The following is a 14399-nucleotide window of genomic DNA, read 5'->3' on the forward strand; positions in this document are numbered from 1 at the left end:
AGATTAATGCCAAAAAAGGTTGTAGCAGAGCGGAAAGCTTTTTCTGGTTACTACCTCTAATATCTGATATTGGAGATATATTGTTTTTTTATTTCTGTTCTCTGGATTTTATAATCTCCCCTCATATATACTCTATTAATTATTACTCAGTTGTAGCAATTTCTGCATTTGCCAAACTATTATACTCCGACGTTTCGCTTATCGCACTAAATTCTCCATTTTTAATCACTTGCCCATCTTCCATAAGTATTATTTCTTCAAATTTTTCTAACTCTTCTTTTATATCATGAGTTATCATAATAATAGTTTTATCTTCCAGTTTCAATAGCTCATTCATTAGAGTTTTTGCAAGTTTCTTATCTACTCCAGTAAAAGGCTCATCTAATAGAAGAATAGATGGCTCTTGTATAAGTTTTCTAAAGATAGCAACAATCTTTTTTTCTCCACCACTTAGCTTATTACAATTTTTACTTTTAGCAATTGTATTATATATACATTTGTCTATACTGTTTTTTATCCTGTCTATTCCTATCATTGAATAAGAGTTATATACAGTAATATTATTTTCAAATCCATCAGAAAAAATATATTCATTCTGATCTAAATATGCTAAAACATCACTTGTATCAATCTTACTTATATCCAATCCATCTATATAAATATTTCCTGATTCTATTTTATTAATACCTGCTAAACTTTTTAACACAGTTGATTTTCCAGAGCCACTACTTCCGATAAGTGCATATTTTTTTCCCTTCTCAAACTTAAATGAAAAATCCTTTACTTCAAATTCATCAAAATTAATATTCATATTTTTTATTTCTATATTGGATTTTAATTCTTTTACCCTCTCACAATGGGTTGTTCCTTTCTCACTATCAAGAAGATTCTCCAATTTTGCCCTTACATCTTTCGATGCATTCAACCCGTTTATAGCTTTCATTAACATTTGCATAGGAGCTATATATGAGTATATATAGCCTAATGATGCTACTGCAGCTCCTATTGTAATTTTTCCTTTAATGCAAAGATATGCTGCTAATACTACAGAAAAAAAATTTATCAAATATGTAGAACCACCGTTTATAATTATAGCAATTGTTCTCGTTCGTCCGTATTTATATTCAATATCAGCCATTTCCCGCAACTTTTTATCATGTTCTAATTCTAGATGCTTTCTCGTTCTGTTATTAAACAATCTAATTCCTTGAAGTAAATCAGTAAATTTTAATGTATATAATTCTGTTTTTTTAAGTTCTTCATATTTCTCTTCTGCTAATTTTTTTGAAGTAAACCGAGGGAAAATTGTTATACTTATGACTGATATCACCGAAAGCAACACTGCAATTCTCCAGTCAAAAAATAGTATTATAGTAATGCTATAAATAATAATCATGTTAACAGCCTTAATAATGCTCACTATCCCTGAAAGATAGTCATCATCAATGGAAGCTATATCATTATTGAATATTGATATATACTCCGGAACTGATTTTTCTATGAATTTTTTATTACTGTAGAATGTCATTGCCCTAAATAAGTCTTTTTTCAATATTCTTCTAAACTCAATGCTTCCTCTACTTGTTATTAAATAACCAAAGTAAGATAAGGCAGCTATAACAATTAAACTAAGCATATATAAAAATATATAATATCCTATGTTTAATTCATGCTTTTGCTCAATTGTATCAAATAAATTTCTTTGAATAACCGGTAAAAATGAAAGTATTATTATCAATAAAGCATCTATTGCAATTTGGGCAATAAGATATTTCTTCACTTTCATTATATATTTTTTCATAATATCATTCTCCTCAGCTTAAGCTTGCATAAAAACATATTTAACAATATTTTTTATTTAAAATTTTTCCTTTATCCAAGGTTAAGACCTCATCAAATTCCTCTAAATTATCAACCATTTTATGCGTTATCATTATAATTGTTTTATTTGTTTTTAATATATATTCTTTAAGTCTATTCATAGTCTGATTATCTACACCTGCAAATATCTCATCAAATATACATATTTCTTTATCCTCAAGATAACTTCTAATAAATTTAATGCACCCTTTTTGTCCACCACTCAGCGTTGATGAATTAGGGTTATTTTTAATTACTTCAAAAAACTCTTCTTTGAGACAGTTCTTAACCTCCTGTAACCCTTTATCAGAATATGAAGAAAAACATGTAATATTATTATAGAAATTATCCTGGAATATATGCTCTTCTTGACTAATATAGCTAATAATCGGACTTATATCTATATCCTTTATATCTATTCCATCAATTAATATCTCACCTTCAGAAGTTACTTTCTCTTTAATTAATGCTCTCATCAAGCTACTCTTTCCTGAACCACTACCGCCTACTATGGCATACTTTTTTCCTTTAATAAAATTATAAGATATATTTTCCATACAAAAATCATCATATCTTATACTTACATTTTTAAATTCAATTCCTTTATTAAATGATTTCTTTTCAACCACTCCAACTGATTCGACTTTCATCATATCCCTTATTTTTTCTTTGACTCCTTTGCTTGCTTTATACCCATTTACAGCATAGATAAAGGTTTCAATTGGCTCTTCAAATAAAGTTATAAATCCAATAGATGCAACAGCTGTTCCAATTGTTATTTCTCCACTATACATCATAACTGAAGCCATAATAATTACAATTCCGTTAATTAAGTATGTGGCCGTTGAGTTCATTGCGTTTGCAATTGCAACCACATGTTTATACAAAAACTCCACTTTGGCGTTGACTTTTATAGTATCATTAAGAATTCTATTAAAACTTTCTCTAGTATTACTGTTGATGAGCTTAAATCCGTACAGTAAATCTAGTATTTTTGCATTACATCTCCCAGTATCATCTAAATAGTCCTTATTTCCCCTTGATAATTTTTCTTGAGTTATTTTAGGAAGCACCAAGGCTGAAAAAAGTGCTAAAAATAAAGCTATTATTGCCATTTTCCAATTGACAAATACAAACATTATTACTCCATAAATAATAAACATATTAATTGATTTTATTATATCAACTACAGAATTCAAATATGAATTAGCTAATACCTTTATATCATTTCCTTGTATGGATATATACTCACCTAACTGTTTTGAATGAAATTTTTCACTATTATATCTTGTAATAATTGAAAAAAAGTCACTTCTCATTTCTTTTCCAACCTTTACCCTGCCTTTTATACTAAATATCATTGTTACATATGAAAAAAGTATAATTGCTCCTATACATATAGCCATAGCCAACAGGTAACTCCAAATCTTAACCTTTTCTTTTGAACCTATTGAATCAAACAGTATCTTTTGAATATAAATAAGCATGGAACTAGATGCAGTTATTAGTCCATCAGCTACTATGCTTATAATTAAATCTGTTCTTATACTTTTAAAATATTTTCTCATAATACTTTTCTCCTAATCCATTATGGATGTGTACACATCTTTAGTAATAGCTGTCCAATCACATGTTTTGCTATTTTTCCCAGAAGCAACCCGATAAAACTTTACAGCATACTGAGGACGTATACTGCACTAATCTTTCATGTTACATGTCCAACAAACTTCTGTATCTCCCCACTTGAAATTTCTTAACTTCCTTACTCTCTCAGATTCATTCCATATATTTTTCATTTTTTCATCATTTAGCTTCAATAGCATTTCCCCCATATACAAAATAGTTCCATAATTTATTAAAAATTTATAAATAACACCATCTAAGTATATCATACGACAATAAATAAAAACAATAACATTTATAGAACTATTTATCAGAAACTTCTCTATTTTTCAATAATACCTGACATTAAGTGTTTTCTAAGCCTACGATGCCTACACTAGGATTGATGACAAGCTTTTTCATTTGCTATTTTTTAAAAGTGTATTTTAAATAAAAAAAGCCAGTCAAAGCGATAAACTCACTCCAACTGGTTCCACTAAAATCTTTTATTCAATTATAACACTTTACCATAAACTTACAACCAAAATGATGAAAAGCCACTATACTCAAGATTAAAGTGCCTGTGTATAGTGGTATTTTGTCCACGCTGAAATATTCATTTCCCTTTATATCTAAAATTTTTATATTTATTTTTGTAATCTAATTATGCATATATTTTTGTAAATCTCTTATACTTCTTCCAAAGAAGTCTTTGAAGACCACTTTATAAAATTATCATTATTGGCCCCTCCATTTGATGAAAAATCATCTACCAAATATCCATTTTCTACGTATAATATTCTATCCCCTTTTAAAGCAAAAGATGGATTGTGTGTTATAAATATTACGGTTTCTTTGCTATCTAGTAAGCACTCTAAAACCCTTTTAGATAATTCCACATTTAGAGAAGATGTAGGCTCATCTGCTAATAATATTAAAGATTTATCATTTACTAATGCTCTTGCTATATTAGCCCTTTGTGCTTGTCCACCAGAAATTTTGTTACCTAAATTGTTTAAAATCCCATCATCATCAATTTCTATCTTTTTTACTACTTCATAAATTTCTTCACCTTTATCTTTAAATGATCCCATATCTATATTTTTAAATACTGTTTCTTTAGAATATAACTGTGAATCTGAAGGGATATATGATATAAAATCACTTCTTTTATTTTTATCTAAATAATAAGAAATATCTCTTCCAAGTATCTTTATACTCCCTGTTTCACTCTCATATAATCCGCCTAAAAGCTTTATTAACGTAGATTTTCCACTTCCGTTTTCACCAATTATAACAACTTTTTCTCCTCTATTTATAGTTATATTTATATCTTTAAGAATCTTTTTATCTTTTATTGAAAAACTTACGTTTTTCATCGTAACTGCTATATCATTATTATGAGCGGTTACATTAGAGTTACTATAAGGTTTAGCATCATTAATAAATTCTATCATCCTTTTAATAGGCACAATAACACTGGGTAATTTCATAGACACATTTCCAAAATCTGAACTTTTATTTCGCAAGTATGTAAATATGGATGTAGATGAAGTGATTCCACCTAAAGATACCCTCTCATCCCTTCTTAGGGAAATTAACACGTTACCAAGTAGTATATGGTAAAATATTGATAATACATCCATAATTGCACTAAGCCATGCATTAAGGTGTACCTCTTTATATTCTCTATTAAACTTCTTCTCTCTAGCCTCATTATATAATTTGTATGCAAAATCTTTAGAATCCGTAATATTTAAAAATCTATATTGGTATATAAGTGAATGTAGATTTTCTAATCTCTCTTCTTCCCCTTCCTGAACACTTTTACTTATTTCCCTATTCCTCTTCCATGCATATATTGCTCTAATGATTTCAGATAAAGCCAAAATAAATGCTATTATAAAAAAATATGGTGATATAAAATAAGCCATCATAAGTAAAATAATAATAGAAACTATATTGCTTAAAAAACTCACCAATTGAATCCATAAGGCAATTATGCAGCTACAACCTGACTGTATTCGGTTAAAAACCTCTTCTTTTTTATATTTTAAAATAAGTTCTGACACTGGTAATTTATAGAATTGTGAATACATATCCTTAGTAACATAAAATGATAATCTTGTGGCCCATGCATCTCCATATATATTTATAAAAAAAACAAGAACAAGAAGTACCAAAAATAACCCTGATGATTTTCCCACTGACATAAGTATTGTATTTCCATCTCCAGTTCCCACTGCATCAAATATTTGCTTTAACATAAATGGTATGATAAGTGGTGCTAAAATAGTAATTAAGGAAATAGGAAGTAAAATAAGCATAAACATTTTTCTTTTTCCCTCTAAAATTCTCCAAGTCTCTTTAGAAGCATATATTAAATCTTTAAACATCAAATCACTACCTTTCCCCACAGATCATTTCTTTATATTCACTAGAGTTTTTAATTAACACATCGTGTCTATCCAAAAGTGCTGGTGCATTTTTTTGTAAAAAAAGAACTCTATCACTACTCTTTATAAAATTGACACTATGGGTGACCGCTATTAAAATTAGTCCTAATTCCCTTGTACGCTTCTTTAATTCCTCTAATATATTATTTTCAGAGTTTGGATCCATAGCGGAAGTGGCCTCATCTAATATCAGTACAGGTTTGTTCTGATAAAATGCCCTTGCCATGCATATCTTTTGCATCTCTCCACTAGATAATTTTTTACTATTTATAATGGTTTCTATGCCAGATGGTAGTTTTTTTATGTATTCATAACTTCCGGAATCTCTAATTGCTTTTTCAAAACGTTCTTTATCGTATTCTTTATCATTTAAAATAATATTATTTCTTATAGTAGTTGCAAGACAGCAAGGAGTCTGTTGTAAAATATCCATATAACTCCACATACACTTACGATTAATTTTTTTAATGTCTAAATCATCCCAACAAATAGAACCCTCATAGTCATTGATTATTGATGAAAAAATATTAATAAGAGTTGATTTGCCTACCCCTGATTCCCCTACTATACAAAGCATTTCACCTTTTTCTATCTTTAAAGAATCTATATTACATATGTACGGTGTATCTTTTGAATATCTATATTTAACCCCCTTAACTGTTATCCTCTTTAGGTCTTTTATAATAGTTTTAAAATTTTCTTCACCTTTCAAATTTTGTATATTCAATTCATATAATTTGTCAATCACACTACCTTCTCCACAAACTGCCTTAAAATCTATTATGATACTTGGAAACTTCAAAAGTGAATCTGACAAAATTGGTATTACAACTATAAGAGCTAAGACATTTGAAACTTGCATTTTATAGTTTATAGCCATAAATCCACCATATAAAGAAACTGCAATAACTATCATGACAGTACCAAATCTTGAAAAGATACGTGCTACATTCTGTGCTCTACTAGCCTGGATTTGAAATTGGCTATTTTTAAAAACAGCCTTATCATAATTCGAAAACACCTTAGAACTATTTAAAAAGGGAGTCACCTCCCCATTATATAAATGGTCCCACATAATAGAAAAAAGATTATTAAAAGATTCACCTACTCTTTTAGCTTTTAAGGGAATTTGTTTATTATTATTTATTGAAAAAAATATCATAATACCACAAACACAAAAACAAAAAAGGACTACCTGCCAACTAATACTAACTGCATAAATAACCGCAGTAATAATACAAGCTGTAGTACTAATAAAATTTTTCGAAGTATCCACTAATTTATCTGTAACTTTTCCTATGGTATTTTGCATTATTGGCATAACTTCATTTGGTTTAACCTTATCTAAATTTGGGGTGTTATACACATGAAAAAGTCCTTTATCTTCTAAAATAATTTTAATATTCTTCCTAAAAAAGAATGTAAGCTCTGCAATAATTATTTTAAAAATAATTGAAGTGGTCATAACACCAATAAGCCATATTAATACTTTTTTTAGTTTTGATGAATCAGTATTTATTACCGCACTTACTATTTTTTTGATAATGTCAGCATATACAGCACTAGAAATTACAGAAACCAAGCTAATAGAAATTATAAGTATAAAAACTTTAAAAACATGTTTCTTTGTATAATTTTTTACTGTTTTTCCCCATGTAGATGTAATCATAATTGTTCTCCTTCCTAGCATAATTACATATATAGTATGTATTCAAAAGGAGTTTTTTGGGATTCTTATTTAATACTAACGACTTGGACTAGCATAAGTATCTATATATTGACAAAGATCACTTTTTTCAACTTTCTCTAATCCTTTTAAATTATTTTTAACTGGATATAACACTTCATATTTCTTAACTATTTTTTTCACACCTATCACCTCCTCCTTATTTTTATATTAATTTACTACATTTTTTTTATTTATAATACTCCTTTTGGATACACATACACATATTTAATGTAGAACAAATTAACTATTATAAAACTTTTTTAAAAACATATTATTGTTTGATTGATATAAATCTCCTGCAATCTTATCACCATATACTATATGAATACGATTAACTTCGCATGAAATTTCTGGTACCAAGTGATACCCCCCTGTAATATTTTTATTTTGAATAGGACATTGTAAACACCTTGTATGTAGCACACACTCATCACATTCTGGATCAGATAAATCTAATATATTTCTATAAAATTCACAGGCTTCTTTTTTTACTCCATTATAAACATCCCCCATATTTAAAGGTTTTTTTGTAAAATCTATCCGATGACAAGGATAAAAAGTACCATCCGGCAAAACACTTATACACTGATTTCCAATAGCACACTGATTTATAATATTATTTATATTACTATCAATTACTTTATCTATTGAATCTATATATATAGGTTGTCCATTTTCAAAACATTGCTCATAAAATAATGCAATTTTCCTGTATTCAGACTCATATATATAAATTTTATTCTCATCCCACTTATCTTCATAGGCTATATAAAAGGCTATTGACTTAAAACCCATATTGTATAAATTTATTACATTGCTACTCAATTTCTCTACATTTTTAACAGTTACAGTCATTCTAATAGGTGGAAAAACATCTATATGAAGAGAATTCAAATTTCTTATTATTGTATTCCAAGACCCTTTTCCACTAGTGTATTTACGATAAAAATCATGATTTTCTTCATATCCATCTAAACTCAATAAAATATTTATATTTCTTTTTTTTAATTCATCATATACACCCTCTGATAATAATGTACCATTAGTAGTAACGTGCATTTTTATATCTGGACAATTTTCCATTACATAATCTGCAATTCTAAATAATAATTCTTTTTCAATTAAAGGTTCCCCGCCAAAAAAAGTTATAGTATTATCCTTATAATCTCTATTTTTTTCAAAAAAGTTCACTGCCCCAACTGCAACATTCCACTTCATAGAAGAATTATATTTCTTACCACAAAAACAATATGTACATGTTAGATTACATTGGGTTGTCAAAAACATGGTCATATGCTTTAATTCCATCATTTTATCTCCTTAAATTATAGTTTATTAGTATATACCATACATATTAAGAAAAATTCTCCCTACTATTTATCAATTAAAAAATTATGTTATTTATACATATTTTTTGAATCTCCGTTATATACTTATTACAATTATTTTTTGATATTTTGTCAAAATAAGGTTCTAGAATATATTAAGACAAGCTTAATGTATTCTGTATTAACATTGGAAATAATGATTTTTATTTTAGCCTTAATATCTCATCTGTATTTTAGTATTATACCTTACTATGTTTACCACCAGCTAAAAAGTGCCTATATCAATCAACTATAGTACAAACATAATAAACAATGCTATATATGTTTTCTTTATGTCTCTATTCACTAATAAATAAGTTACTCCTAGGAAAAATCCCATGACAATTCCTTCTAATCCAATCCATATACTACCTTTTGTAAATGCATGCGCCAATCCCCATGTAATTCCACAGATTATTCCCCCATATGGGATGTTTTTTCTTTTATACCATACTTCAAATGCCTTCTGAGTAAAAATTATAATAAGCATAAATAACACTGTTTCAAATACATAATATATATACTGAAAAACAAATAATAATAACCCTTTATGCTGAAACTCTCTGATAACCTTAAATCCTTTCCAATCTATATAGCTTGCCACTAATGCTAGAACAACACAAAATATAATAGCTACCCATTGCCATTTTGTCATCCTATCTGCTGTTTCAAAAAGATTAAACTGATACTTCTTCTTAGATGTAAGGATAAGCAGATAACCTACTATCCCCCAAGAAATGCAGGTTATAATCCAATGAAGGATTGTCTGACTTGTATTCCATTCCTGCATTGCGACTCCATATATCATCGGTTCTAATAAATAAGCATATAATGCTTCTAGCCCTAATCCAGCAAATGCAAGCATTCCTAATGAGAAATAATCCCACCCAGTAATTTTCTTTTCCATATTCAATTTCCTTTCTTCTTTATATTCCTTAATATTTGATTAGCATTTTTTACTTCTCATAACACATTTAAATAATAAATAGCAACACCTATAATATATGAAATTGCAAATGATAAAAATATATTCCTATATGAATTAGGGAGTATCTTTTTCGTCAATTCCTCATTCTTTACTAAAATTATTTCATATAGTTCTAAATAGTTCATGATTTCGTGGTCTTTTTCACTATATAATGTGCCATTTCCTTCTATCATTTTATCTTCATAATAATTAATCTTCAATTTATCCTCCTTTCATATAAATTATATCACGCTTCTTCTTAATTACAACAATCTCCTGTTTATCCTACAACTTGAAATATTTAAGTTGTATAAGCAAAAAACATATCTGAGGTACATTTATCTTGACTAAAAACCCTAATATAATCAATTTAATTCAAACATAGCAAACATAAGTTTCCAGTTTATGTAACGACCCATGGAATGTTGTCAAAAAAGGCATATATAATATCCATAGATATCAAAACAACTATTTCAAAAAGCAATTTGACAAATAATTCTTACAAATATATAATGACACATGTTGTACAACGGTATTATATGCTTTTTAGGAGGTATACAAATGAACAAAAGAATTAAGAAGTTAATAGCTACAACATTATTAATCAGTTTATTAGGTATTACAGGTTGTGGCAATAGTAATAAAACAGATAATAGCACTAAGGACAAAACTAAAAACAATAGTGCAGTGGCAAAAAAAGCAAACACTGACAATGCTAGTCCAAAGCTTAAGATAACAACTCTTGCTGAAAATAAAAATGAGGAACATCAAACATTACAGAATGAATTCGGTTTTTCTGTTTTAATTGAATATGGTGACAAAAAAGTTATTTTTGACACTGGAAAAGCCGGAGAATTTATAAAAAATGCAGAAAAGATGAATGTGAATATTAGCAAGGTAGATGATATGGTGTTAAGTCATGCTCATTACGACCATTGTGGTGGACTTATGCCTTATCTAAACAAATACGATGCAAAGGACACAAAGTTATATTTAAAGGATTCCTTCTTTGAATTATCAGATAACAAATATTATTATGATAAAATTGGTCAGAAGTTTGACTTTACAGATGGAAAACCAGGTTATTTTCCAGTAGGAATTAATTTTAAGGAAAAGGATGTTACAGACAAAGGTGTGAAAATCAGCTATGTTAATGGTGACAGTCAAGACATGGAAAAAGGCATAACAGTGCATGGGCATTTCACTATTAACAAAGGAGACAAGCTAGCACCAAATATGTTGGTGAAAGATGGAGACAAGTACATAGTAGATGACTTTGACGAAGAAGTAGCAGTTTCTATTGAAACAGATAAGGGACTTGTAATTCTATCAGGTTGTTCTCATACAGGAATACTTAATATTGTAAATACAGTTCAGCAGAGAACTGGCAAAAAGGTTTATGCTGTTATAGGTGGATTCCATCTTCTTGATGCATCAGATGAAAAGATTCAGTCCACTATTGATCGTTTCAAGGAACTTGGAGTTGAAAAAATAGGGCTTTCTCATTGTACAGGTCCTAAGGCTACAAAAATGTTCAAGGAACAGATGCCAAACCAGACATTTGTAAATGAAACTGGAAGTATATATGAAAATTAATGCAGTACATTTTGCATAAGACATAAAAAAGTATGTACCATGCTACACCTTAGAATCACATGAAAATATGTAGTCTTGCAATAACGACTACATATTTTCTGACTTCTAATCCCAGGATATTATTGTCCTTTCCAACACCTGCATTTCGTGGCTAATAGTTTCAGCATTCGCTCCAAATATTCTCCACCATTTAAAAAAGCCACTCCTCCATTCCTCAGAGAACTCAACTTATTTATTTTGGTCACATATTTTTTTTACCATACTATATGATTTATAACCTCTTGGATCATTTTCTTTTATAAAAACTATCTTGTATCCTAATTTATCATAGAATTTTTCTGCTTGAAACTCTACTGTACCTAGATTAATGCTATAGACATTTAACTCCTTTGCTTTTTCCTCAATCTTGTACATAAGGTTTTTACCAATTTTATTGCCTCTATACTCTTCATCAACTACAAGCCTGCTTATATACATTGAATCTTCAGTAATGATCCCCTGAACTCCGCCAACAAATTTATTATCATCTAATGCCACAAACATTATATTTCTTTCTTTAATTGGATGAATATTGTTATCTATATTAAATCTCTCTATTTGATTTAATAAAATAGAGTTATATTTATCAATTTTATCAGTAGCTACAATAACTTCTGTTTGCGCATTGCTTTTTATATTAAAATCAGTATTCTTCAAATAGAAATATTTTGTTGTTCTTGGTGTTTTTTCTGTAATTCCTCCTATATCAAAACCTATAGACTTAAAATCTTCAACTCTAGATTCAACTTCAGTATATAATTTTAATCCTACCGCTTTATTCTTATAATAATCACTGACTTCTGAAATCAACTTTTTTAGAACATCAATATTCTCATAAAACGCACTACCAATACTTACCCAATCCCAAAAATAATTTGTATATACAACTCCAACCAGTTTCTCACCATCAACAGCATAAAAATATTCAGTTGATGATTCTCTTTCACCAGTATATTTTTTGTTGTAATCTCTTAAATATTTTATCAGTATATCCTTATATTGAAATTTTTTGTCCTCTATATACCTCACTTTTATCCCTCTTTTTACATTTATTTATGCCCTTTTAATTCTGTAATGAGCCAGATCCCTTTCAAAAACTGGAAGTTTACTTCTAGTTTTTGTTGCTAAATATTACAACAGTAACAGAGCACATACCACTACCTGTACCTCAAAATCTTCTTATAATCTTTTCTCTGCTTCAAATATCCATTCCTTAATTTCCTTGACAATTCCTTCAATGCTTCCAATCTCAAATGGATTTTTCATATTTCCAGTCTTAATAACTTCATTAAATGTGAAAGCTCCACCTGCTTTACATAAGTTAACATAATCCTTCCAGGCCTTTTCCCTGTCATTCCTTGCCTTACTCCAGAACTCAAAAGCCACAACTTGGGCTTAGCAAACATAAACTTCCAGTTTATGTCACGACCCCTGGGGTCGTTCCAGAAAAAGGCTGAAGTGAAACGAAAGACTTTTTCTGGTTTCTAATTAATTATTCACCCCAATGAGTGAAATTAACCCATTAGCCAATGTTTCTCCCCAGTATAAATAATCATGTCCACTTTTAAACTCTTCAAATTCAACAGGATATCCTTTTTTTATTAACACATCTCTTAATTTTATATTTGTATCAATCATATCTTCTTTATCTTCTAGAACACCTACATTTAGGTAGAACTTAAGAGGTAATCTATCTATTGCATCAAATTGAGTACTAAGCCAACAATCACTTTCAGCACCCTCATAGCTTTCTGGTTTATACCAATATGATCCAGATTGAGAAATTACATTTCCAAAAACTTCTGAATACTTTAATCCTAAATATGCTGCTGTCAATCCTCCTAAACTAAGTCCCCCTATTATACCTTCATCAGCTTTATTAGAAATATTATAATTATCTCTAACCCATGGAATTAATTCTTTAACTATGATATCTGCAAATGTATCATTACACATTAATTCTTCTTCTCTTGTTTCAGTAGAATCAATAAATATTACAACTACATATGGTATTTTTTTATCAGATATTAAGTTGTCCAACACTTTGGTAGCTGAAAGCATATTAATGTATTCATCTCCATCAGTTAAAACCAAAAATCTATATGGTTTATTACTTTCATCATAATTATAAGGTGTATAAATTCTAATTCTGCGATCTTTTTCTAATTTTTCACTATGAAATTTATGTTCATGTATACTACCTTTTGGAACATCAGTTCTCTCTTTAACAAAGAAATGTTCTTTTTCATTGGGCATTAGCGCATAAGATTTTATTAACTCATCTTCCCCGTCATCATCTGTAAAAACTATTAGATTTTTATTAAATATATCATGTGTTGAATTTTTATATCTTTTTTCCCAATCATCATCAAAAAAATCATTTGGAGAGAAAAAATAACTAAAGCGTACATCATTTCTTATTTTATAATTTATATGCCATATATCTGTGTCTAAAAGTCTTTCCATTTTATTCTCACTAAAATTCCCTGCTCCTATTGGTGGTATTAATACTACATTTTCAATTTGTTTATCAGCTTTATAAATAAAAGAAACTAATACATTTTCATGATCTCCATCAATTTTCTCTATTAAAGGGGTACCATTCTCCTCTATCTCACACCAAAATTTTTCCACAGCTTGATTATTTCCTTGTTGAATCTTTTCTTCTAATTCTATAATTTTTTTACTTCTTAATAATGATTTTTCCATAATTTCACTCCTTAAATTTATTGTCATTTTCAATTTTATTGCCTATTTAATAAATGTTATGCAAAGTGAATATA

Annotated in this window: 13 protein-coding genes; 1 reads left to right on the plus strand and 12 read right to left on the minus strand. The window is 28.6% G+C overall.

The features are described 5' to 3' along the window. Positions 1–142 precede the first annotated feature (142 nt). The 9 genes from CC89_RS00495 to CC89_RS00525 all read right to left on the minus strand — a co-directional run bounded on the left by CC89_RS00495 (position 143) and on the right by CC89_RS00525 (position 10202). Positions 143–1801, minus strand: coding sequence for an ATP-binding cassette domain-containing protein (locus tag CC89_RS00495; protein WP_035287875.1), 1659 nt, complete (start codon positions 1799–1801; stop codon positions 143–145). 40 nt (positions 1802–1841) lie between these two features. Continuing rightward, positions 1842–3428 carry an ATP-binding cassette domain-containing protein gene (locus CC89_RS00500; RefSeq protein WP_035287878.1) on the minus strand — a complete coding sequence of 529 codons (1587 nt, stop codon included), beginning with the start codon at positions 3426–3428 and terminating at the stop codon, positions 1842–1844. 129 nt (positions 3429–3557) lie between these two features. Further along, positions 3558–3752, minus strand: a complete 195-nt coding sequence (locus tag CC89_RS20205) for a hypothetical protein (protein ID WP_185750626.1) — start codon at positions 3750–3752, stop codon at positions 3558–3560. 399 nt (positions 3753–4151) lie between these two features. After that, positions 4152–5858: an ATP-binding cassette domain-containing protein gene (locus tag CC89_RS00505; protein ID WP_035287880.1), complete on the minus strand. Its 1707-nt coding sequence runs from the start codon at positions 5856–5858 to the stop codon at positions 4152–4154. A gap of 7 nt (positions 5859–5865) precedes the next feature. Further along, on the minus strand, positions 5866–7587 hold the full coding sequence (locus tag CC89_RS00510; protein WP_035287883.1) for an ATP-binding cassette domain-containing protein: 1722 nt from the start codon (positions 7585–7587) through the stop codon (positions 5866–5868). Between the two features lie 75 nt (positions 7588–7662). Continuing rightward, complete coding sequence (locus CC89_RS20885; RefSeq protein WP_286161264.1) at positions 7663–7788, minus strand: hypothetical protein; 126 nt, start codon at positions 7786–7788, stop codon at positions 7663–7665. A gap of 99 nt (positions 7789–7887) precedes the next feature. Next, positions 7888–8955: a radical SAM protein gene (locus CC89_RS00515; protein ID WP_035287886.1), complete on the minus strand. Its 1068-nt coding sequence runs from the start codon at positions 8953–8955 to the stop codon at positions 7888–7890. Between the two features lie 309 nt (positions 8956–9264). Then, the gene (locus CC89_RS00520; RefSeq protein WP_035287889.1) at positions 9265–9921 is read right to left on the minus strand and encodes a hypothetical protein; all 657 of its coding nucleotides are present in this window, start codon (positions 9919–9921) and stop codon (positions 9265–9267) included. Positions 9922–9977: 56 nt separating this feature from the next. Beyond that, positions 9978–10202, minus strand: a complete 225-nt coding sequence (locus tag CC89_RS00525; RefSeq protein WP_035287892.1) for a DUF6608 family protein — start codon at positions 10200–10202, stop codon at positions 9978–9980. 340 nt (positions 10203–10542) lie between these two features. Between CC89_RS00525 and CC89_RS00530 the strand changes: the two genes are divergently transcribed. Then, positions 10543–11577: an MBL fold metallo-hydrolase gene (locus tag CC89_RS00530; protein WP_051931345.1), complete on the plus strand. Its 1035-nt coding sequence runs from the start codon at positions 10543–10545 to the stop codon at positions 11575–11577. A 228-nt stretch (positions 11578–11805) separates the two neighbouring features. Here CC89_RS00530 and CC89_RS19335 read toward each other — a convergent pair whose 3' ends face one another. The 3 genes from CC89_RS19335 to CC89_RS00545 all read right to left on the minus strand — a co-directional run bounded on the left by CC89_RS19335 (position 11806) and on the right by CC89_RS00545 (position 14325). Continuing rightward, positions 11806–12645, minus strand: coding sequence for a GNAT family N-acetyltransferase (locus CC89_RS19335; RefSeq protein WP_051931346.1), 840 nt, complete (start codon positions 12643–12645; stop codon positions 11806–11808). Between the two features lie 150 nt (positions 12646–12795). Continuing rightward, positions 12796–13002, minus strand: coding sequence for a hypothetical protein (locus CC89_RS00540; protein ID WP_035287895.1), 207 nt, complete (start codon positions 13000–13002; stop codon positions 12796–12798). Positions 13003–13104: 102 nt separating this feature from the next. Next, positions 13105–14325 (minus strand): alpha/beta hydrolase-fold protein, encoded by a 1221-nt coding sequence (locus tag CC89_RS00545; RefSeq protein ID WP_035287897.1) that lies wholly within the window; start codon positions 14323–14325, stop codon positions 13105–13107. Positions 14326–14399 lie beyond the last annotated feature (74 nt).

The sequence above is a fragment of the Clostridium sp. KNHs214 genome, from assembly GCF_000744935.1.
In the GTDB taxonomy this organism is placed as follows: Bacteria; Bacillota; Clostridia; order Clostridiales; family Clostridiaceae; genus Haloimpatiens.

Bases quoted from the DNA above. Each gene is read 5' to 3' on its own strand.
- CC89_RS00520 (WP_035287889.1), bottom strand. From the start codon at position 9,921: ATGGAAAAGAAAATTACTGGGTGGGATTATTTCTCATTAGGAATGCTT.
- CC89_RS00530 (WP_051931345.1), top strand. From the start codon at position 10,543: ATGAACAAAAGAATTAAGAAGTTAATAGCTACAACATTATTAATCAGT.
- CC89_RS00510 (WP_035287883.1), bottom strand. From the start codon at position 7,587: ATGATTACATCTACATGGGGAAAAACAGTAAAAAATTATACAAAGAAA.
- CC89_RS00545 (WP_035287897.1), bottom strand. From the start codon at position 14,325: ATGGAAAAATCATTATTAAGAAGTAAAAAAATTATAGAATTAGAAGAA.
- CC89_RS00505 (WP_035287880.1), bottom strand. From the start codon at position 5,858: ATGTTTAAAGATTTAATATATGCTTCTAAAGAGACTTGGAGAATTTTA.
- CC89_RS00515 (WP_035287886.1), bottom strand. From the start codon at position 8,955: ATGGAATTAAAGCATATGACCATGTTTTTGACAACCCAATGTAATCTA.
- CC89_RS20205 (WP_185750626.1), bottom strand. From the start codon at position 3,752: ATGATATACTTAGATGGTGTTATTTATAAATTTTTAATAAATTATGGA.
- CC89_RS00495 (WP_035287875.1), bottom strand. From the start codon at position 1,801: ATGAAAAAATATATAATGAAAGTGAAGAAATATCTTATTGCCCAAATT.
- CC89_RS00500 (WP_035287878.1), bottom strand. From the start codon at position 3,428: ATGAGAAAATATTTTAAAAGTATAAGAACAGATTTAATTATAAGCATA.